The organism is Deltaproteobacteria bacterium HGW-Deltaproteobacteria-4, from assembly GCA_002841765.1.
Classification (GTDB): Bacteria; Desulfobacterota; Desulfuromonadia; order Desulfuromonadales; family UBA2197; genus UBA2197.
On record PHAV01000013.1, the window covers coordinates 22,181 to 43,429 of the forward strand.

Sequence of the window (21,249 nt, forward strand, 5' to 3'; positions counted from 1 at the left end):
TAACCGGCTTTTCTATTGAAGGAAACGCCGCAAACCGCTACCATGCCCACTCACTCAACCCCAGAGGGGCACTTAATGTCCGGACTCTTTCTCCATAGCTCCAACCGCCTCGAAGTGCTCGCCGCTGAACTCGCCAAGGTCCTGCATACGCCCCTCTCTTCGCCGCTGGCGCCGGAGATCATCGCCGTGCAGAGCAAGGGGATGGAGCGCTGGCTCTCCCTGCAGCTGGCGAGCATTGACGGCATCTGGGCGAACTACCGCTTCCCCTTTCCGACCGCCATGATCCGTGAACTCCTAGGTAATCTCCTCGGCCCGATCACCGAATCGCCCCTCCTCGTCCCCGAGAACCTTGCCTGGCGGCTGATGGAGATCCTGCCGGAGAAGCTGCAGGATCCGACCTATCAGCCCCTTGCTCCCTATCTCCACGACCATGCCGGCGATGATCTCCGCCTTTGGCAGCTCTGCGGCCGCATCGCCGGACTGTTGGACCAGTATCTCGTCTACCGCCATCAGCTGATCAACGACTGGGAAGAGGGACGGTTGCAGCAGCTCGGGCCGCACGAAGCCTGGCAGGCCGACCTCTGGCGGACGCTGGTCAGCGGCGTTGATGCGCCGATCCATCGCGCCAAATTGACCGAACTCTTTCGCGCCAAGCTGGCGGGTGACCCGGAACAACTGCGCGCCCTCCTCCCCGAGCGCATCATCCTCTTTGGCGTCTCGACCTTGCCCCCCCTCCATCTTGAACTCCTCGACGCTCTGGCAACGCTGATCCCGGTCCACCTCTTCTTCCTCAACCCCTGCGAAGGCTACTGGCTGGAGATCCGCTCGCCGCGCGAAGCCGCCCGCCTGCTGCGCCGCGCCGCCGAGAAGGGGCTCGATGCCGAAGAGGTCTACATCGAGAACGGCCACCCCCTCCTCGGCTCCCTCGGCCGCAGCGGCCGCAACTTTTTGAGCCGCCTCCTCGAACTCAACGCCAACGACGATTCGGTCTTTGTCCCGGCCAGCGCTGAGACCCTTTTGGCGGCGCTGCATCGCGATATCCTCGGGACCGACTGGCCCCTCGACTGGCCGCCAGCGGAGAAGAAGGAGGTGAGGACGGACGATCACTCCCTGCAGATACACGCCTGCCACGGGCCGCTGCGGGAAGTCGAGGTGCTGCACGATCTCCTCCTCACCGCCTTCAGCGAACTCCCCGGCCTTACCCCCCGCGATGTGCTGGTCATGGCCCCGGATATCGAGATCTACGCCCCCTACATCGACGCGGTCTTCAGCCGCGCCGGGCGGGAGCGGAGCGCCTCATCGCTCCCCTATACCATCGCCGATCGCGGCCAGCGCAGCAGTGGCGGCGAACTCCTCATCTCCTTCGAGCGCCTCTGCTCTCTCCCCGGCAGCCGCTGCACCGCCGCCGAACTCCTCGATCTCCTGCAGCTGGCGCCGGTAGGGCGGCGCTTCGGTCTCAATCCGGGGGATGGCGAGATCGTCCAGGGCTGGATCGAGCGGGTCAATATCCGCTGGGGACTCGACGCCGACTTCCGCGCGCAGGAAGGACTGCCGGCCAACCCAGCCTGTACCTGGCAGGCCGGCCTCGACCGCCTCCTCCTCGGCATCGCCCTGCCGGAGGACAGCGACCTCTTTGGCGGCATCCTCCCGGCATCCGGCGGGGAGGGGAGCAACGCCATTCTCCTCGGCTCGCTCTGCGACTTCATCGCCGCCCTGCGCTCCTGGATAGAGATCACCCGCACAGCGCAGACGCCGTCGGAGTGGAGCACCACCCTCCTCGAACTGATCGACACCTTCTTCGATCCCGGCGAGGAGAACGACGCCTACCTGCGCCTGCGCCGCCTCTGTGTCACCCTTTCCGAGGAAGCGAACTCCGGTGCCTTCAGCGGCTCGGTCTCCTTTGCGGTGATCCGCTCGCGGCTGCTGGCCGGCCTCGCCGAGAGCTCGACGCACGGCTTTCTCAGCGGCCCGATCACCTTCTGCACCCTGCAGCCGATGCGCAGCGTCCCCTTTCAGGTCATCGCCCTGATCGGCATGAACGATCGCGACTTCCCCCGCAGCAGCCACCCGACCGGCTTCGACCTCATGCCGATCAAGGCCCAACCCTGCGACCCGGCGCGCCGCGACGAAGACCGTTACCTCTTTCTCGAAGCACTCCTCTCGGCACGGCAGCGCCTCTTCATCACCTGGCAAGGGGAGGACCCGCTGGACGGCAGCTCTGCGCCCCCTTCGGTCGTCGTCGGCGAACTCCTTGATGCCCTGGAGGCGAGTTTTAGCTGTGAGACCGGCATCCTTCGTGACGTCCTCGTTACCCGCCACCATCTCCAGCCCTTCAGCCCCGCTTACTTTGCGGTCGGGAGCCGGCTCCGCTCTTACGATCCCCTTTGGCATGCGGCGGTGCAGGCGCGGCTGCAGCGGGGCGACGCTGCGATGGTACCGCTCTTCAACGCGCCGCTGCCCCCCCTCGATCCGCCCCTGACGACGGTGACGATCGACGAGCTCGAACGTTTCCTCAGGAACCCCGCCAAATTCTTCCTGCAGAATCGCCTGCAGCTGCGCCTCCTCACCGCCAGCGAGGCGCTGGCGGAACGGGAACCCTTCCTCCTCGACGGCCTGGAGCGTTACAACCTCGGTCAGCCGCTGGCGACCCGGCTCCTCCACGACGGCGATGCCGGCAAGGAAGAGGCGCGCGCCCGCGCCGCCGGCCTCCTCCCGGACGGCAGCATCGGCGCCGGGAGCTGGCGCCAGCTCCTTTCTTCGGTGCAGGAATTTACCTTAACGGTGCGCGCGCAACTCCCCGAAGATGCGGAGGTAGTCGAGATCGATCTCCCCGTTGCCGGGCTGCGCTTGAGCGGCGAGGTCGAAGGGGTCGGCGTCGAATCCTCCCTCTTCTGGCGTTATGCCTCCCTCAAGGGGAAGGACTGCCTTGCCGGCTGGCTCCGCCACCTCGCCCTTAATGCCTCTGGCCGGCTGCTGGCGACGACCTTGATCGGCAAGGACGGCGCCATGACCTTCGCCCCTCTGGCCGCAGCGGCGGCGCAGAGCTGCCTCGGTGACCTCGTCACCCTTTACCGGCAGGGGTGGCAGGAGACGCTCCCCTTCTTTCCGCAGTCGTCCTACACCTATGCGCAGGCGCTGCACAAGGACGGTGATACCGACAAGGCGCTGGCTGCGGCGCGCAAGGTCTGGGCCCGGGATGAGTTCAATCCGGCGAGCGGCGAAGAGAACGATCCCTACTACCGCCTCGCCTTCCCTGACGATCCCTTAAACGCCGCCTTCACGACCCTGGCGCTGGCGATCTTTGTTCCCCTCCTGCAGGCCGGGAGTGAAGGGGAGGAGGAGGCATGAGTCATCCGACCTTTGATCTCCTACAAAGTCCGATCACCGGCCGCATCCTCGTCGAGGCGAGCGCCGGGACCGGCAAGACTTACACCATCGCCGCCCTGGTGGTGCGCCTGATCATCGAGCAGCAGCGGGAGATCGAGCAGATCCTCGTCGTCACCTTCACCGAAGCGGCAACCGCCGAACTGCGCGACCGCATCCGCCGACGTCTGGTCGAAGCGGTCGACTTCTTCACGCGCGGCGGTAGCGACGATTTTCTCACCAACCTGCACCAGCGGACCGACGACCATGACGATGCTCGCCGCCGTCTGCAGCGGGCGCTGATCAACTTCGACCAGGCGGCGATCTACACCATCCACGGCTTCTGCCAGCGCGTCCTCCAGGATCGCGCCTTCGAGGCCCGCGCCCTCTTCGATACCGAGCTCGTCACCGACCTTTCCAGCTTCGAACAGCAGCTCGCCGACGACTTCTGGCGGTTGCGCAGCCCGGCCTTCACGTCGACCCTTGCCGATTACCTTCTCGCCTGCAACTACTGTCCTGACAAGCTTTACAAGCTGCAACGGGCAGCGCGGCGGGCGGAGCGCATCCTCCCCGAGGCGCCGGCCCCCGATCTGGCCGCTAACGAGCGGAGCTGCACGGCGCTCTTCCTCCATCTCGCCGATACATGGAGTGCGGAGCGCGCCACCATCCTTGCCGACTACCTCGCCTGTGCGCCGGGGATGCGCAAAGGCTCCTATACGCCGGAGAAGATTCAGAGCTGGGCGCAGGAACTCGACCGCTTCTTGGCTGCCGGCTCCCTCTGGGGAGGGGATGAAGGGATCAAGAAGTTCTCGTCACCCCAGGCCAACAAGGGAAAGCCGTCACCGTCACACCCCTTCTTTGCCGACTGCGCCGCCTTTGCCGAAGCGCGGGAGGAGCTGCAGGGCCTCTGCCGCGCCGGGCTCCTCGCCCTGCAGCGCGACTTCCTCTTCTGGCGGGAAGGTGAGGCGCAGCGGCGCAAGGCGCAACTGAATGTGCGCACCTTCGACGATCTCCTCAGCGAAGTCGCCACTGCGGTGCAGAGATCGAGCGGCGCCGGACTGCTGCAGGCGCTGCAGGGAAGCTACCGCGCCATCCTCATCGACGAATTCCAGGATACCGACCCGGTGCAGTACGCCATCTTCGGCACCCTCTGCCCCGATGCCAGCCGCACCCTCTTTCTCATCGGTGACCCGAAGCAGGCGATCTACTCCTTCCGCGGCGCCGATATCTTCACCTATCTTTCCGCCGCCCGCCAGGTCGAGCACCACTTTACCCTCGGCGTCAACTACCGCTCCGCTCCGGCCCTGGTCGACGCGGTCAGCTCTCTCTTTGCGCGGGAGAACCCCTTCCTCTTTGACGAGATTCCGTATCCACCGGTGGCCGGGAGTGAGCGGAATCGCTCTGTCGCGTTATTGGAAGAGGGTGAGAAAGAACGCCCGCCGCTGCAGCTCTGGTTCGTTCATCGCCCGGACGGTAAAGCCGCCAACAAGGAGATTACGACCGAGCGGATTATTACCGGAGTTACGGCCGAGATCGTCCGTCTCCTCAACTCCGGGGCGCGCCTACGGACGGGAGAGGGGGAACGCAGCGTCACGGCCGGCGACATCGCCGTCCTGGTGCGCAGCAACCGCCAGGCGGCGGCGATGCAGGAGCAGCTCCTGTCCTGCGGTGTCCCGGCGATCCGCCAGGGGACGGAATCGCTCTTTGCCGCGCCTGAGGTCGAACTCCTCCTGCGTACGCTGGCGGCGATCGCCGATCCGTCTGATACCTATCTCGCACGGGGGGCGCTGGCCTGCGGCCTCCTTGACTTTGCCCCGGAGCAGCTCTTATCCAGTGTCGATGACCCCGCCACTCTCGAAGAGTGGCTACAGCGCCTGCGCGACTATCACGAACTCTGGGCGCGGCGGGGGATCACCGCCCTGAGCGGGGCGATATTTGAGCGCGAAGGGCTGGGGGTGCGGATCCTGGCGCGGGGAGACGGCGAACGGCGCCTGACCAACCTGCGCCACGCCTTCGAGGTGCTGCACTGCGCTGAGAGCCGCGAAGGGCTGGGGATGGCCGGCCTCCTTGCCTGGTTCTCGCGGCAGATCGCCGACCCGCCGGAAGGGGAGGAGTACCAGCTGCGCCTTGAGACCGACGAGCGGGCGGTGCAGGTCGTCACCATTCACCGCAGCAAGGGGCTAGAATATCCGGTCTGCTTTGTCCCCTTCTGTTGGAACGGCAGCCGACCTGCGAGCAAATTCAAGAATGATCCCTTTACCTTCCATGCGACGACGGCGACAGGGCGGGGGGAGCTCACCCTCGATCTTGGCAGCCCGGCCGAGGAGCGCGAAGAGTATCGTGCCAGTAATATCCGTGAAGGACTAGCCGAGAATCTCCGTCTCCTTTATGTCGCTCTCACCCGCGCGCAGGCCCGTCTTTATCTTGTCTGGGGAGGACTGAAGGACGCCGAGTCGTCTGCCCCGGCCTGGCTGCTGCACGGCCCGGAGGCGGTCCCGCTTGGGGCCGAAGTGGAAGAGACGGAGAAAATCTTTAAAACCCTTGACGATGAAGCGATCCGCGCCCGTCTCTCCCCTCTCCTTGCTGCCGACAGCGGCGAGATTGTCGATCTGCCACAATATCCGCAGGTCGAGCGGTTGAATATCAGCGGCGCTGGCAGGAGCGAACTCGCCCCCCTGCTTGTGCCGACCGCCATCCGCAGCGACTGGCGCCTCTCCAGCTATTCGGCTCTGGTCGCCGGCAGTCATCATCTCGCCGACGGCGAAGCTTGGAAGACGAGCGAACGGGTCGGCGCTGAAGAAGGAGTTGCTGCACTTGCGGAGAGCGTCAGCAGCGGCCCGACCATTCACACCTTCCCGCGCGGCGCCGATCCCGGCAGCGCCCTGCACGACATCTTCGAGGTCATCGACTTTGCTGCTGCCGGGGTTGATCCGGGCGTCATTGCCAAGAGCCTCGCCGCCTATGCCATCGATCTCGAATGGGCGCCGGTCGTCGCAGCGATGGTTGCGGATGTCCTGCAAGCCCCGCTGTCGCCGGAGAGAGCGGAGCTGCAGCTCTGCCGCGTCAGCAGGAAGGAGCGCTGCAGCGAGATGGGTTTCTTCCTGCCGCTGACGGAGCTTCGCGCCGCTGGTCTGACCGGTCTCTTCCGCCGCCATCAAAGTGACCTCCCGGATCCGCGTCTGGTGTCGATGATCGCCGCTCTCAACTTCGAGACCGCCTCCGGCATGCTCCGCGGTTTCATCGACCTCGTCTTCACCCTTGATGGCCGCTACTATCTCATCGATTGGAAATCGAACCATCTCGGCAGCAACAGCGCCGCCTACACCCATGAGCGGATGCTGGGCGAGATGCTATCCTCCGGTTACATCCTCCAGTATCACCTTTACTGCGTCGCCCTCCATCGTCATCTCCGCCGCACCCTTGATGATTACGACTACGAGAGCCACTTCGGCGGCGTCTTCTACCTCTTTCTGCGCGGCGTAGATGCCGGCGGCAGGACCGGCATCTACCGTGATCGGCCGAGCTTGGCATTGATTGAGGATCTGGATGAACTCTTTGCCGGCAAGGATGTCCTATGAGCGATACGCAGCCGACAGTCAGCCCTGCGGCCCGGCACTTTGCTGCTCTCCTCCAGCGGTTGGCGCCTGAAGATAATCCTCTGGTTTCTAATCTGGGAGCATCCCTGGTCGATGCCGGGGAGAACGGTGATGTTTGTCTCGACCTGCGGCAGGATGCCGAGTCGGAAACGCTCCTTGCGATCCTGCAACAGGCATCGGTCGTCGGGGCGCCGGGAGAATGGAAACCCCTGATCCTCGATGCCACCGGCCGCCTCTACCTTTACCGACAGTGGGAAGCGGAGCATCACCTCGCCGCCGAATTGATAGCGCGCGGGGAGGGGCTGCGGGAGAATATCGATACGGTCGTCCTTAGCGACGGTCTGCAGCGTCTCTTCCCCTTGCGTGCTGACGGGACACCGGACGAACAGGCGGTGGCCGCCGCGACCGCCATCCTCAAGAACTTCAGCGTCATCACCGGCGGGCCAGGGACGGGGAAGACGACGACCGTCGTCAAGGTCCTCGCCCTTCTGATCGAGCAAGCGAAGGAGCCGCTGCGTATCGCCCTGACCGCGCCGACCGGCAAGGCCGCCGCGCGCCTGCGTGAGTCGATCAGTCGCGCCCGGGCCGCGCTCCCCTGTGCGCCGGAGGTTCGGGAGGCGATTCCGGTCGAGACGGCGACGCTCCACCGCCTCCTCGGCGCCAATGCCAGCGGGACGGCCTTCCGTTACGGTGCTGAACGGCAACTTCGCGTCGATGTCGTCGTCCTCGACGAAGCGTCGATGGTCAATCTCTCCCTGATGCGGCAACTGGTCAGCGCCCTACCGCGGACAGCACAGCTGATCATCCTTGGCGACCGCGACCAGCTCGCTTCGGTCGAAGCCGGGGAGGTCCTGGCCGATCTCTGCGGGGGCGGGGAGGTTGGACGGTCGGCGGGATTTACGGCATTGCTGGCAGGGCTCTTTGGACAGGGCGGGCGCACTCAATGCTCCCCTATGGTGAGCGGGCTCGCCGATGCGATTGTGACCTTGCAGCAGAGCCGTCGCTTCGATGCGCAGGGGGCGATCGGTACCCTCTGTCGCCTCCTCAATGCCGGCGACGGGGAGGCAGCGCTGCGTCTGTTGCACTCTGGTGACAAGTCTGCAATCTGGTCCGATCTTATGGACCAGGCTGCGCTGACAGCGGCCATCGTCGATGAGGTCGATCACTGGGTGGCTGACTATCTGGCAGCGGAGAATCCGCAGGAGTCGTTGCGCCGTTTCGGTAACTTCATGCTCCTGACCGCCCTGCGGCAGGGACCGACCGGGAGTATCTCCCTGAACCAGCGGATCGAGGAGCTCCTTATCCGCCGCCAGCGGATCGCCGGTGGCAAGCTCTGGTACGCCGGCCGTCCGGTGATGATCACCCGCAATGCCCTTGGCCAGGATCTCTTCAACGGCGATATCGGTCTCTGTCTCCCGGATCCGGCCGCGGACGGGGCGCTGCGGGTCTTCTTCACCACCGCTGCCGGGGAAGCGCGGGGACTCGCTCCCCTGACCCTGCCGGCGCATGAAACTGCCTTTGCCATGACCGTCCATAAGAGCCAGGGGTCGGAGTTTGACCGTGTCCTGCTGATTCTGCCGGGACAGTGCTCAGCCATCCTGACCCGAGAACTCCTCTACACCGCCGTCAGCCGGGCGCGCGATTCGTTGCAGATCTTCGGCGATGCCGAGACGTTCGTTGAGGCGGCTCAGGAGCGGGTGGTGCGGAGTTCTGGACTGCGGGAGCAGTTGTGGGGATAAAGGTCATTCACCACGCCCAGCCCCTCCTTGAATAAGGAGGGGAGCTTAAAGATCATAATCCCCCTCCTTTTTTAAGGAGGGGCTAGGTGTGGTCGATTTTTCATAAAAAGCCCCCCTACGCAGCTGCGTAGGGGGGCTTTTGTTATTTATTCGAGCGAGAAGTGTTGATGTTTACAGATGCTTCGCAATCAGCACTTCCGCGATCTGTACGGCATTGGTCGCCGCTCCTTTGCGCAGATTGTCGGCGGAGGTCCAGAGATTGAGACCATTGGCGACGCTGTGATCTTCACGGATGCGGCCGATGAGGACGGCATCCTGACCGGCCGCATCAACCGGCATCGGGTAGGAGAGCTGGCTCGGATCGTCGATGACTTCGCAGCCGGGAGCGACGGTGAGGAGGGTGTGGGCGGCAGCGGCGGTCAGCTTTTCGTTCGTCTCGACATTGACCGACTCGCTGTGGCCGTAGAAGACCGGGACCCGCACGGCGGTGGCGCTGATCGCCAGATCCGGCAATCCGAGGACCTTGCGGGTCTCCTCGACGATCTTCTCTTCTTCTTTGGTTGAACCGTCCTCGAGAAAGGCATCGATCTGCGGCAGGCAGTTGAAGGCGATCTGGTGCGGATAGATCTTCGGCTGCACCGGGCGGCCGTTGAGGAGTTCACCGACTTCAAGGCGCAGGGCGTCGATCGACTTCTGGCCCGTCGCCGAGACCGCCTGGTAGGTGGAGACGACGACCCGCTTGAGGCCGACGGCGTCATGAATCGGTTTGAGGGCGATGGTCAACTGGGTGGTGGCCGCGTTGGGACTGGCGATGATCCCTTTGTTGCGGAAATTCGCGATACTGGCTCCATTCACTTCAGGAACAACCAGAGGGATGTCGTCGTCGCTGCGCCAGGCACTGGAGAGGTCGATACAGATTGCTCCGGCAGTGGCGGCGATCGGGCAGAAGTCCTTGGAGCGCTCGGCACCGGCGGTAAAGAAAACCAGATCGATCCCGTCAAAGGAACCTTGATTGAGGGCCTGAACCATGATCGATTCGTCGCGGAATTCCAGGAAGTCGCCATCGGAGCGCTCCGATGCGATGAGGCGGAGTTCGTCGACCGGGAAGTCCCGCTCTTCGAGGACGCGGATGATCTCGTTGCCGACGGCGCCGGTGGCGCCGACGATGGCGACGTTGTATTTTTTCGACATATCGTTCACTCCTGAATGCGTGAGGGGCGCAGCACGCTGCGCCCCTCACGGGTAATCATTCTGTTGGTAGGGGCGACCCGGTGGGTCGCCCTGGTCGAGGCACCGCCTCGCCCCTACAAGGCAGCGATGATCGCGTCGCCCATCTCTCTGGTATTGACGAGCTTCTCGCCCGGCAACTTAGAGAAGATGTCGCGGGTGCGGATCCCCTGATCGAGGACTTTGGCGACGGCGTTGTCGATGGCATCGGCAGCCTCGAGCATCCCGAAGGAGAACTTGAGCATCATCCCGGCCGAGAGGATCTGGGCGATGGGGTTGGCAATCCCTTGGCCGGCGATATCCGGGGCGCTGCCGCCAGAAGGCTCGTACATACCGAAGGTCCCTTCTGCCAGGGAGGCAGATGGGAGCATGCCGAGGGAGCCGGTGAGCATCGCCGCTTCGTCGGAGAGGATGTCGCCGAACATGTTTTCACAGAGGATGACATCGAACTGCTTCGGCCACTTGACCAGCTGCATGGCGGCGTTGTCGACGTACATATGGGTTAGCTCGACATCGGGATAATCCTTGGCGATGCCGATAACGACTTCACGCCACAGGACCGAGGTGGAAAGGACGTTGGCTTTGTCGATGGAGCAGACCTTCTTGCCACGCTTGCGGGCGGCCTGGAAGGCGACATGGGTGATGCGTTCGATCTCGGCAACGCTGTAGCGCATAGTGTCGACGCCGACACGCTCACGGCCGACCCCTTCGATCCCTTTGGGCTGGGAAAAGTAGATGCCGCCGGTGAGCTCACGGATGACGAGGATGTTAAAGCCGCCGCTAATGACTTCTTCCTTGAGACTGGAAGCGCCGGTCAGAGAGGGGAAGATGATCGCCGGGCGGAGGTTGGCGTAGAGGCCGAAAATCTTGCGCAGGGGGAGGAGGGCACCGCGCTCGGGTTGTTCATCGGGGGGGAGGGACTCCCACTTCGGGCCGCCGACCGAGCCGAAGAGGATGGCGTCGGAAGCCTTGCAGATATCGATGGTCGTCTGCGGCAGCGCTTTGCCTTCCTTGTCGATCCCGGCGCCGCCGACATTGGCGGGGGTGCGGGTGAAGGCGACGTTGTACTTCTTCTCGATAGCGTCAAGGACGCGCAGGGCTTCATTCATTACTTCCGGACCGATACCGTCACCGGAAAGAACTGCAACTTTATACGTCTGGGCCATGTCTGATTACTCTCCTTATTCGCTGATATTATTCCCCGGTTGCGGGGGCGTCTTCAGAATCATTGCTCTTCTTTTTGCGCGGTGTCCGTGTCTTCTTTGGCGCGGTGTTTTCCGTAATTTCAGGCGTCACCGCTACTTTCACCGTCTTGGTCTTGACGGCTCTTGGCGCTTTCGCCTTGACCGGAACCGGTTTGCTCTCCACGGCGGGAGTCTCCACATTCGGTGCCGGTAACTTGGCTGCTTTTTTCGCAGGTGTCCGCTTCGGTTTCTCTTCAGCAGGAACTTCGACCATCAGGGTCGGAGGGAGTTCAGTAGCAATCTCTGCGGATGCCTTTGGCTGGCGCGGTCTCCTTGCTACTTTTCTTCGTGTCTTGTCCTCTTCGTTGCTCTCGGCAGCTTCCGCCGGGGCAGCAACGACTTCGACTGCCACTGTGGCGGGAGGAGTCGGGGTCGTCTCATCGTCTTCAGCAATGTTCACATCCCCAGCCGTTGCCGGGGTCCGCTTTTTGCGGCGACGCTTACGTTTCTTTTTGGCTTCGGCTTCCTGCTCAGTCACGGGCTTCTCTGTCGCTTCGGACTGTTCCGTCGGAGCAGAGACAATCTCTTCAGCCAGGAGACCCGGAATGATCTCATTGCTGACAACCGTCACCTTCTTCTTCCGTTTGCGCCGGCGTTTCTTTTTAGCCGGTGCTTCGCTGTCTTCAGTCGTAGCGGCCGCGGTCTCCTCGTCAACACCCTGTTCTTCCTCATCTTCTTTGTCCGGGGAGACTTCTTGTTCCTCATCCGTCAGCGCTTCATCCGTCAGCGGAGTTGTGCTTTTTTTCTTCTTCCGCCGCCGTTTGCGCTTTTTCTTGTCGCCTTCAGCCTCAGTGCTTTCGGGGACCTCGTTTGAGTCTGCTACTTCTAATACGTCAGTTGCTTCAGCACGGGCGGGCAGGGCTTCTACTTCTAGCGCCGCAACATCCGCAATAATTTCTTCGCTTTGAGCTGCTTTCTTGCCACGTCCACCACGTTTCCTTTTCTCAGCTACTGCAACTGTAGCCGATGTCTGCTCGGCCGGTTTTTCGGCGACAACGACTTCGGAGCGGGGAGCCTGTTCTTCGTCATTGCTGGCTGTTACCGGTTGCAGGTAAAGCTCGTCCTCTTTTTCACGACGGATGCAGACGATCTCGATCTGGCTGGCGATCATGTCGGCGCGGCCGCGCACTATGATTTCGAGTTGATTGCGTTGTTCAAGCTCAAAGAGCTCATCACGCATGGCATTGAGGAGATAGTTGGCCGCATCGAGAGGGATATCGACTTCGATACGGGCAATGTGCCCCTTGGCGAGACCCCCCTGAATCTTACGGAGTGCTGCCACCGCCTGGGCTTCCGGGCTTTTGAGCCGGCCGCTCCCCTCACAATGGGGGCAGACAAGAAAAGTCCCTTCGGCGAGAGCATCCTTGATCCGTTGCCGGCTCATCTCCAGCAGGCCAAAGGAGCTGATCTTGCCGAAAGAGACTTTGGCTTTATCGGTCTTCATCGATTCCTTGATGGCCTTTTCGACATCACGATTGTTCTTCCGTTCGCGCATGTCGATAAAGTCGATGACGATCAGGCCGCCGAGATCGCGCAGGCGGAGTTGTCGACCAACTTCAACGGCGGCTTCAAGGTTGGTTTTATAGGCGGTGGCCTCGACGCCCTGTTCGCCCGCCATCTTACCGGAGTTGACATCGATCGCCACCAAAGCTTCAGTGCGGTCGATGACGATGGAACCGCCGGAAGGGAGCAGGACTTTATTGCGGGAGATGATTTCGATTTGTTCTTCGATCTGATAGCGGGAGAAGATCGGACGTTTTTCCTGGTGAAGTTTGACGAGTTTGACGCATTCCGGCATGACCTGCTGGAGGAAATCTTTCGCTTCCTGCGCCACTTTGGGATCATCGACGAGGACTTCATCGATATCGGGAGTGAAGTAGTCGCGAATGGAGCGGATCACCAGATTCGATTCCTTGTAGATCAAAGCCGGTGTTTTGGCTTTTTTTGCCAGGGCGAGGATGTTTTCATAAACGCGCACCAGATAGTCGAAGTCGCGTTTCAGCTCTTCTTTGGTCTGGTCGACGCCGGCAGTGCGGACGATGTAGCCCATGTTCTTTGGCAGATCAAGGGAGTTCATCGTCGCTTTAAGCTTTTTGCGTACAGAATCCTCTTCAATCTTGCGTGAAACACCGGTGCTGTCGCTCTCCGGCATCAACACCATATAGCGACCGGCAAGAGAAAGGTAGGTGGTGAGGGCTGCCCCCTTGTTGCCGCGTTCCCCTTTGACGACCTGGACAAGAATCTCCTGGCCGCGACGGAGGACATCGGTGATGCGCAATCGCCCCTTGCGCTCTTCATTCGGATCGGCAGCCTTGAAAAGATCAGGATGGATCTCTCCCATCTGCAAAAAACCGAGGCGCAGTCCGCCATAATCGACAAAGGCGGCCTGTAATCCGCTTTCAACACGGACAACAGTCGCCTTGTAAATATTCCCCCGGGTCTGTTCCCGGCCAACAACTTCGATGTCGAGTTCGGTCAAAATACCGTCCTCGACAATCGCCACCCGATTCTCTTCGGGCTGGGTGGCGTTCACCAGCATCTTCTTACTCATGGAAATCCTTTCGGACGACGGGGACGCCGGCCTTGAATAGGTGTTGCGGGGAAGAACCCCGGTCAGCGCGTGTATCACGACCGTGTCGGGAAAGGCTTTATCACCGTCAGTCGTGCAGTGCGCCACAAAATCATTCTATCGCCAGGACTAAAAAAGCCCGTTGCGTTATGGTGTGATGATTCTTAAAACGATTTTTGCCGCGGAACTATAACAGAGAAAATGGCCATTGAACAGTGCCAAGGTCTTCAATTGATAGAAAATATTCGCTATAAAGCGGCAGGATTGACAAACGGTTGCTCTCCGGAGACAATTCCGCCACATTACCTCGATGTTTTTCACGTAAGGAGAAATATATGCGTGTTCAGGAACCGATCTGTATTGACCTCGACCTGCCCTCGCAGCGAGGCTTCCGTCAATTTATCAGTGCATGGCTTTATCGCGACAACGGCCTGACTTTTGTCGTTGATCCCGGTCCGCTTGCGACGATTCCACACCTACTGGCAGAACTGCGTAAAAACGGCGTCAAAGATCTCGACTATATCCTTCTTACTCATATTCATATCGATCATGCCGGAGGGACAGGTGCGCTCCTTGCCGCCTTTCCGAAAGCTCAGGTGATCTGCCATCCCGAAGGGATCCGTCATCTCATTGCGCCGGAGAAACTCTGGCAGGGGACACTGAAGGTTCTCGGCTCACTGGCTGAAGCGTATGGTGAGATTGTTGCTGTTCCCGCTGAACGTATTTCGTTTCGTAAGGAGGTCGGTCCCTGTCGGGTGTGGATAACCCCGGGCCATGCCCCGCACCATCTCTCCTTTCAGGTTGGTGATCTTCTCTTTGCCGGTGAAGTCGCCGGTGTCCACTATCCGCTCGAATCGGGAATCTTCATGCGCCCGGCGACGCCGCCGCGCTTTATCCCTGTTGTCGCGCAAAAGTCTCTGGCAAAGATGATCGCTCTGGAACCGCAGCGCTTAGTCTTTGCCCACTATGGTCTGGTCAACGAGGCTGGGAAATATCTACGGATCGCCAGTGCACAGCTCAATCTCTGGGTACGCGGGGTGGCAGCGACGGCGACGGCAGTGCCGGAAGATCGCGAAGAAATGATCATTGCCTGGTTGCGGACGCACGATGACTATTATCGCAATGTCGACCAGTTGCCGGAAGACATCCTGGTTCGCGAACGCTACTTCCTCGGGAATTCATTGCGGGGAATGATCGAATATGTCGACGGATTAACAGAGACTGAACGAAAAAATCTGGCGGCCTCGTAACGAAGCGCGCCAGATTTAGAACTTTGTGGCTAATAAAACAACAAGCCGTCAGCCGCCTGACGCCTTCTCGACAATTCTGACAAAACGGCTTCCACGATCCTGGTTGGAGAGGAGAAAGCGGGGGAGGGCAGCGAGGCGTTCACCATTCTTCACCGGGCGGGCCTCAATCGTTAAGAGCGCAGTATAGCCGGCAGTCGTAGCTCTTTTAATCAACTCCTCGTCGTAAATACCGAAGGGCCAAGCCAAGGTATCGACGCTCTTGCCGATCTCCTTTTCCAGCTTCTTCTTCGCCTTGATCAACTGCACATCGACGAGTTTTTCATATTCAACCTTGCTCAGGCGCTTCTTTTCCTGTTTGAAGTTCGGGTGCCAGAAGGTATGGGATTGAATGTCGAAAAGACCACTCTTGTCGACCTCGCGTAATTCCTCCCAGGTCATGGCGTAATTGGCATTGGAAATGGCCGAAGGGTAGGTGAAGAGGGTCACCGGAGTCTGATATTTTTTTGCCAGTGGATACATGACTGTATAGGCGGATTTGTGGGCATCGTCGGCAACAATCACCACCGGTTTTTTTGGTAAGGGTTTGAGATCGCTCTTGTTGAGATAGTTGACCAGTCGCCGTAAAGGGATGACGGTGTAACCGTTCTTTTTCAGGTACTCTAAATGCTCAATAAATACCGGAGTGGTGATCGTCATGCTGTCGGCGACAGTGGGGCCAAAGCGATGATATAGAAGGATCGGCACATTAATCTCGCCGGCCAGGAGCGGGGCGGGAAGGAGAATGAGCAGCAGTAAAAAAGCCGAGAAAATCGATCGCATAATTAAATTCCGATTATTTTGATAAGATACCTTGCCACCCTCAGCCCCTCCTTGCTTGAGGAGGGGCTGAGGGTGGCACTTGTGAATTAATTAAGGCCGTTTTGTGCCATTTCAATCGCCCGCACCACCGCACGGGCTTTATTGATCGTTTCCTGATATTCGGCTTCCGGATCGGAGTCGGCAACGATCCCTGCCCCGGCCTGAAGATGAACGCGGCCATCCTGCACGACTAATGTCCTGATGGCAATCGCCATATCCATGTTGCCGGAGAAGGAGAAGTAACCGACCGCACCACCGTAGATTTCGCGCCGACAGGGCTCGAGTTCGTCGATAATCTCCATGGCGCGGATTTTTGGTGAACCGGAGAGGGTGCCGGCCGGGAAGGCGGCGCGGAAAACATCGAAAGCATCGAGTTCGGGGCGAAGTTCACCGCGGACATTCGAGACGATGTGCATGACGTGGGAGTAGCGCTCCACGACCATGAGTTCGCTGACTTCCACCGTCCCTGGCAGGGCCACCCGGCCGATATCATTGCGGCCGAGATCGACAAGCATAATGTGTTCAGCCCGTTCTTTGGGGTCAGCCAGGAGATCGGTCTCAAATTGGCGATCTTCATCCGGAGTCATGCCCCGTGGTCGTGTCCCGGCGATCGGCCGGACTTCGACGAGTGATCCTTCTTTGCGCACCAGAACTTCCGGTGAGGCACCGATGACGAGAGTTTCGCCAAAACGGAGATAAAACATGTACGGGGAGGGATTGATGGTGCGCAGCGCCCGATAGATGTCAAAGGGATCGACGGTCAGGTCACCGGAAAAGCGTTGCGATAAAACGACCTGAAAGATGTCGCCGGCGCGAATATATTCTTTACACTTCTCGACAGCCGCGTGGAAGGACGGACCAGTAAAGTTGGGGACCAGGTCTGTCTCTTTGGCGACGACCGGCTCCGGCGGAGCCGGCAGAGGGGTGCGTAGAATGGCAATCAGAGCATCAATTTCACGGGTACCGCGGGCATAAGCATCCCTCGGGTCTTCATTCGCCTGGATGTGTACATTACAAACGACTTTGATCTTCTGGCGCATATTGTCGAAAATCAGGAGTTTTTCTGTCAACAGGAAGCAGGCGTCATAACTTTCGATTTCACGCGGGTTGCCATCGGGCAGTTTCTCGATGAAGCGGACCATGTCGTAACCGAGGTATCCGACGGCGCCGCCACAGAAGCGGGGGAGTTCATCAAGTTGAACCGGTTGAAACGGGAGCATAAAGTCGCGGAGGGCAGCGAGAGGATCGGCAGCCGTAAAACTGTGGACGACGCGCTCGCCTTCGAGCAGTTCGACTAATTCGCCGCGGCAGCGGAAGATCCGTTCACCACTGCCAAGAAAGGAGTAGCGCGCCCATTTTTCGCCCCCCTCGATACTCTCCAGCAAAAAGGAGGCAGATCCTCGATCTATTTTACGGAAGGCCGAGACCGGTGTCTCCATATCCGCAAGAATTTCACGCCAGACGGGAATGAGGTTGCCTTGAGCGGAAAGTTCTATGAAGCGATTGAGTTCAGGTGCGAAAGTCATAAGGTCATCCCTGCTTTATGAAAAAGTGGGATAAATTACCACGCAAAGTGAAGAGCGGTCAAGAATTGGGAAGAGAGATTACGGCATGCCGGTTTCGATCGGATAACCGCGCACCTGCCATCCCATGATCCCTTGACTGAGGTTGTAAACGCCTTGGTAACCGAGGCTGTCGAGGTAGCGGCCAACCAGGGCGCTACGTACGCCGGTTTCACAGTAAACAATAATCGGGCGATTTTTTGGGATATCTTTGATGCGGTTTTGTACCTGATCGATCGGGATCAAGCGCGCGCCCTTGATGCGTTTTTGCTGATATTCGCCGAGAGTACGGACATCCAGAAGATAGATATCCGGACTCTGTTTCGTGATTTTCTGCATTTCAGCCGCATTGATGTTTTGCAAAGATGCTATGGCAGCTGTTGTCAGTACACTCATTGACAAAACAGCAAGGAAGAAACTTTTGAATAGGGACCGGAGCATGGGATGATCTCCTTGCAGATAAAAATGACTTTTTAAAATATTCAATTTGCGGAATATTGTCCAGTTACAATTTTTATAACAGATTGAAGGGGTGGGGAGGTGTCTTGAGATCTTCATCGTCTTATGACATGATGCGGCAAAATTTCAGGTTGTAACCAGAGAAGGAGAGCAGCTTTACATGGATCGTAATCTCGCACTTGAATTGATACGAGTCACCGAGGCCGCAGCCCTGGCTTCCGGCCGTTGGGTCGGAAAGGGGGATAAGAACGCCGCCGACGAAGCCGCGACCAACGCCATGCGTCGCACTCTCGATTCGATGGCTATTGACGGCACCGTAGTGATTGGCGAGGGCGAGATGGATGAAGCGCCGATGCTCTATATCGGTGAAAAAGTCGGAGACGGTTCTTCTCCCTGCGTCGATATTGCCGTTGATCCGCTGGAAGGAACAAATATCTGCGCCAAGGGGACGAGTGGGGCGATTACGACGATTGCCATGGCTCCGAAAGGCGGTTTTTTAAATGCGCCGGATATGTATATGGAGAAGATCGTCGTTGGACCGGATGCCTGCGGTGTCATTGACCTTGATGCTTCCCCTACGGAAAATTTGCAACGGGTTGCTGATGCCAAGAAGTGTTATGTTGAGGACCTGACGGTGGTTATCATTGATCGTCCCCGGCACGACAAGATGGTTGCGGAGATTCGCAAGGCCGGGGCAAGGATCCATTTGATTTCAGATGGCGATGTCGCCCCGGCTATTGCTGCGGCGGTTGCCGGTAGCGGCGTTGATATGTTGATGGGGATTGGCGGCGCTCCGGAAGGGGTTCTGGCCGCTGCAGCGCTTAAATGTATGGGTGGCGACATGCAAGGACGTCTCGTTTTTATGGATGATCATGAACGGGAACGGGCGGTGACGATGGGGATTACTGATTTTGATCGGGTTTATAATGCCGAGGATATGGCTCGGGGGAATGTCTTTTTTGCCGCCACGGGTGTCACCACCGGCGATCTTTTAAAGGGGGTGCGCTATTTTTCCGGCGGGGCCGAGACCCATTCGGTGGTTATGCGCTCCAAAAGTCGTACGGTCCGATTTGTCAGTAGTCTGCACTATTTTGATTATAAGCCCCTCTATTAAAGGACGGCTTGCCAACTCCCGAACGTGGTGCTATTATCCGCGAACTTCACTTACCATTCATCTAATCGAGGAGAATTATGGCGATTATTACCATTTCCCGTGAGATGGGGAGCGCCGGCATCCCCATCGTCCAAGCCACGGCCGAAGAATTAGGTTATACCCTGGTTGACGGCGATACAATTGCCAGCGTTGCGATGAATTACGGTCTGACCTTGGAATCGTTTGCAGCGGTTGACGAAAAACCCTTGGCATTCCTTGATGAGGCCGATAAAAATCTTGAAGTTGCTCAGCGACAAATTGAACTGATTATCCTTGAGTATGCGCTGAAGGGGAATATTATTGTTTACGGCCGGGGCGGTCAGGATTTACTCAAGGGAGTCGACAATATTTTGCGGGTGCGGATTACAGCACCTTTCGAGGAAAGGGTTGAGCGCTGGGCGGAGCGGGAATGGCTCGATCCGGAACTTGCGAGAATTCTTGTGCGCAGAAGTGATCAGCAACGCGCCGGGTTCATCAAGTATTATTTCAATCGGGATTGGACTGATCCGTTAGAGTATGATCTCGTTATTAATACTTCACGGATCACGGAAGAGACAGCAGTCAAGTTGATCTGTGAAGGGGTGCGAGACCAGAATCTTCTTGAGATGAAGGAGGGCGCCAAAAAGATTCTGCGCGATAGAATTCTTGCCAAGCGGGGAGAAGTCAAACTGTTATCCAGTGGATTGTTGCATGGTTTACACTATTATCATTTCCATCTTGATGTTGTCGATGGCGTCGCCGCATTAGGTGGGCATGTTCATAGCAGTCAACAGCGGGCAGAGGTTCACAAGATTTTACGCACAGTCGAAGGAATCAAGGAGATCATAGATCACCTTGAAATTCGCGCTTACGAAACAACCCCCCAGGAAAACTAGTCAGAATAGCAGGAAGATACCGTCATTTTATAAACAGGCAGTCGTATCCTCCCTGCTTGTTTATATAAACCTATCAATTAAGTGGTACATTTATTTTATGCCATTATTTAAATGTAAAATCGGGTGTAGTGACGGTCGCGTGCTGGAAAAAGAATTTGAAGCTGTCAGTGCTTTAACTTTGCGTGAAAGCCTTGAAGAGCAGGGTTTTTACGTTTTTGACATTCGCAAGAAATTGTGGTGGCAGAATGTTGGTAGCAGACTTATCGATAGCGGTCGCCCTTCAGGCAGGGATTTCTTAACGTTTAACCAGGAATTGCTTGTTCTGCTGCGATCCGGTCTGCCAATTCTTCAAGTTCTCGATGCGGTTACGGAGCGGATGGAACCTGGCTTGTTCCGTGACGCATTACGTGATATCCGGGAAGAAATTCGTGGCGGTGCTGTCCTTTCCGAATCTTTCAGTAAGCATTCCCACCTCTTTCCTCATCTGTACATTGCATCAATCAAGGCCGGTGAAAAGTCCGGCGATCTGCCGGTCACCCTTGGTCGCTTTATCGTTTATCAAAAAAGGGTCGAGGCGATTCGTGCCAAGGTCAAAAGCGCCATCTTCTATCCTATCCTTTTAAGTATTGCAGTCATAACTGTAGTCCTTTTTTTACTCTTTTATGTTATCCCCAGCTTTAGCCAGATCTACGCAGATGCCAATGCCGTCCTGCCGTTAGCGACACGAATCCTGATCACCTTATCCAACTCCCTGATTTCCGGTTTGCCGATACTTCTTCCTATGGTCGTTGTCACCTTCTTGCTGTTGAAGAGTTATTTGCGCAGTGCTTCGGGAATACTTTGGAAGGATAAGCTCTTTCTTCGTATCCCGTTTCTTGGCAAGTTGGTAATCGACTATGCGACCCTCGGTTTTTGCCGAACTTTCGGGACGACGCTGTTAAGTGGTATTCCGATTGTGCAAGCAATGAGCATGGCGCGAGGAACACTCAACAATCGTCTCCTCGAAGGCAAAATGACGGTTGCTATCCGGCGCATAGAAGAGGGTGCTTCGATTTCGCAAGCGATTTCTGAAGGCGATTTTTTTCCGGGATTGGCATTACGTATGATCGGGGTTGGTGAATCGACGGGAGCCTTGGCTGAAATGCTTTGGGACGTGGCCGATTATTACGAATCTGAAGTTGAACGCCGCCTTGATCGATTGACAACTATGGTTGAGCCGTTGATGATGATGACCATGGGTATTGTTATCGGTGCCATTGTTGTTGCCATGTATATCCCCATTTTTCAGTTGGCCGGTACGGTCCGTTAGAATTTCTTTGTCATAAAGGTTATTATTCGCATGGCGAATCAGAAA

At 58.4% G+C, this 21,249-nt stretch carries 13 protein-coding genes; 7 read left to right on the forward strand and 6 right to left on the reverse strand.

Annotated elements, in window-relative coordinates; all coding sequences use genetic code 11:
- The first annotated feature begins 42 nt into the window (after positions 1-42).
- Genes recC through recD form a run of 3 tightly spaced genes read left to right on the forward strand, consistent with a single transcriptional unit; the run spans position 43 to position 8,698 of the window.
- Positions 43-3,348 carry an exodeoxyribonuclease V subunit gamma gene (recC, locus tag CVU69_09910; protein ID PKN11918.1) on the forward strand — a complete coding sequence of 1,102 codons (3,306 nt, stop codon included), beginning with the start codon at positions 43-45 and terminating at the stop codon, positions 3,346-3,348.
- Positions 3,345-6,941: an exodeoxyribonuclease V subunit beta gene (gene recB, locus CVU69_09915; protein ID PKN11919.1), complete on the forward strand. Its 3,597-nt coding sequence runs from the start codon at positions 3,345-3,347 to the stop codon at positions 6,939-6,941. Before recC ends, recB begins: the two co-directional genes overlap by 4 nt.
- Positions 6,938-8,698 (forward strand): exodeoxyribonuclease V subunit alpha, encoded by a 1,761-nt coding sequence (gene recD / locus CVU69_09920; GenBank protein PKN11920.1) that lies wholly within the window; start codon positions 6,938-6,940, stop codon positions 8,696-8,698. Before recB ends, recD begins: the two co-directional genes overlap by 4 nt.
- Positions 8,699-8,869: 171 nt before the next feature.
- On the opposite strand, the gene CVU69_09925 is transcribed toward recD, so the two are convergent.
- The 3 genes from CVU69_09925 to CVU69_09935 form a co-directional block, all read right to left on the reverse strand.
- The gene (locus CVU69_09925; protein ID PKN11921.1) at positions 8,870-9,889 is read right to left on the reverse strand and encodes an aspartate-semialdehyde dehydrogenase; all 1,020 of its coding nucleotides are present in this window, start codon (positions 9,887-9,889) and stop codon (positions 8,870-8,872) included.
- A gap of 113 nt (positions 9,890-10,002) precedes the next feature.
- The gene (leuB, locus tag CVU69_09930; protein ID PKN11922.1) at positions 10,003-11,091 is read right to left on the reverse strand and encodes a 3-isopropylmalate dehydrogenase; all 1,089 of its coding nucleotides are present in this window, start codon (positions 11,089-11,091) and stop codon (positions 10,003-10,005) included.
- 28 nt (positions 11,092-11,119) lie between these two features.
- Complete coding sequence (locus CVU69_09935; protein PKN11923.1) at positions 11,120-13,720, reverse strand: ribonuclease E; 2,601 nt, start codon at positions 13,718-13,720, stop codon at positions 11,120-11,122.
- Positions 13,721-14,073: 353 nt separating this feature from the next.
- On the opposite strand from CVU69_09935, the gene CVU69_09940 reads away from it, so the two are divergent.
- Positions 14,074-14,988, forward strand: a complete 915-nt coding sequence (locus CVU69_09940; GenBank protein PKN11924.1) for an MBL fold metallo-hydrolase — start codon at positions 14,074-14,076, stop codon at positions 14,986-14,988.
- 48 nt (positions 14,989-15,036) lie between these two features.
- On the opposite strand, the gene CVU69_09945 is transcribed toward CVU69_09940, so the two are convergent.
- The 3 genes from CVU69_09945 to CVU69_09955 all read right to left on the reverse strand — a co-directional run bounded on the left by CVU69_09945 (position 15,037) and on the right by CVU69_09955 (position 17,966).
- Positions 15,037-15,807, reverse strand: coding sequence for a polysaccharide deacetylase (locus CVU69_09945; GenBank protein ID PKN11925.1), 771 nt, complete (start codon positions 15,805-15,807; stop codon positions 15,037-15,039).
- 86 nt (positions 15,808-15,893) lie between these two features.
- Positions 15,894-17,372: an anthranilate synthase component I gene (trpE, locus tag CVU69_09950; GenBank protein PKN11926.1), complete on the reverse strand. Its 1,479-nt coding sequence runs from the start codon at positions 17,370-17,372 to the stop codon at positions 15,894-15,896.
- A gap of 78 nt (positions 17,373-17,450) precedes the next feature.
- Complete coding sequence (locus CVU69_09955) at positions 17,451-17,966, reverse strand: rhodanese-like domain-containing protein (GenBank protein PKN11927.1); 516 nt, start codon at positions 17,964-17,966, stop codon at positions 17,451-17,453.
- A gap of 61 nt (positions 17,967-18,027) precedes the next feature.
- Here CVU69_09955 and glpX point away from each other — a divergent pair, with 61 nt between their 5' ends.
- The 3 genes from glpX to CVU69_09970 all read left to right on the forward strand — a co-directional run bounded on the left by glpX (position 18,028) and on the right by CVU69_09970 (position 21,204).
- Entirely contained in the window at positions 18,028-18,981 is a 954-nt protein-coding gene (gene glpX, locus CVU69_09960) for a fructose-bisphosphatase class II (GenBank protein PKN11928.1), read from the forward strand.
- 77 nt (positions 18,982-19,058) lie between these two features.
- The gene (locus CVU69_09965) at positions 19,059-19,895 is read left to right on the forward strand and encodes a transport-associated protein (protein ID PKN11929.1); all 837 of its coding nucleotides are present in this window, start codon (positions 19,059-19,061) and stop codon (positions 19,893-19,895) included.
- A gap of 97 nt (positions 19,896-19,992) precedes the next feature.
- The gene (locus CVU69_09970; protein ID PKN11930.1) at positions 19,993-21,204 is read left to right on the forward strand and encodes a type II secretion system F family protein; all 1,212 of its coding nucleotides are present in this window, start codon (positions 19,993-19,995) and stop codon (positions 21,202-21,204) included.
- Positions 21,205-21,249 lie beyond the last annotated feature (45 nt).

Excerpts from the sequence above, each read along its gene's own strand:
- CVU69_09935 (PKN11923.1), bottom strand. The coding sequence starts at position 13,720 with ATGAGTAAGAAGATGCTGGTGAACGCCACCCAGCCCGAAGAGAATCGG.
- CVU69_09955 (PKN11927.1), bottom strand. The coding sequence starts at position 17,966 with ATGAAGATCTCAAGACACCTCCCCACCCCTTCAATCTGTTATAAAAAT.
- CVU69_09925 (PKN11921.1), bottom strand. The coding sequence starts at position 9,889 with ATGTCGAAAAAATACAACGTCGCCATCGTCGGCGCCACCGGCGCCGTC.
- recD (PKN11920.1), top strand. The coding sequence starts at position 6,938 with ATGAGCGATACGCAGCCGACAGTCAGCCCTGCGGCCCGGCACTTTGCT.
- CVU69_09945 (PKN11925.1), bottom strand. The coding sequence starts at position 15,807 with ATGCGATCGATTTTCTCGGCTTTTTTACTGCTGCTCATTCTCCTTCCC.
- CVU69_09940 (PKN11924.1), top strand. The coding sequence starts at position 14,074 with ATGCGTGTTCAGGAACCGATCTGTATTGACCTCGACCTGCCCTCGCAG.
- CVU69_09965 (PKN11929.1), top strand. The coding sequence starts at position 19,059 with ATGGCGATTATTACCATTTCCCGTGAGATGGGGAGCGCCGGCATCCCC.
- glpX (PKN11928.1), top strand. The coding sequence starts at position 18,028 with ATGGATCGTAATCTCGCACTTGAATTGATACGAGTCACCGAGGCCGCA.
- recC (PKN11918.1), top strand. The coding sequence starts at position 43 with ATGCCCACTCACTCAACCCCAGAGGGGCACTTAATGTCCGGACTCTTT.
- leuB (PKN11922.1), bottom strand. The coding sequence starts at position 11,091 with ATGGCCCAGACGTATAAAGTTGCAGTTCTTTCCGGTGACGGTATCGGT.
- recB (PKN11919.1), top strand. The coding sequence starts at position 3,345 with ATGAGTCATCCGACCTTTGATCTCCTACAAAGTCCGATCACCGGCCGC.
- CVU69_09970 (PKN11930.1), top strand. The coding sequence starts at position 19,993 with ATGCCATTATTTAAATGTAAAATCGGGTGTAGTGACGGTCGCGTGCTG.
- trpE (PKN11926.1), bottom strand. The coding sequence starts at position 17,372 with ATGACTTTCGCACCTGAACTCAATCGCTTCATAGAACTTTCCGCTCAA.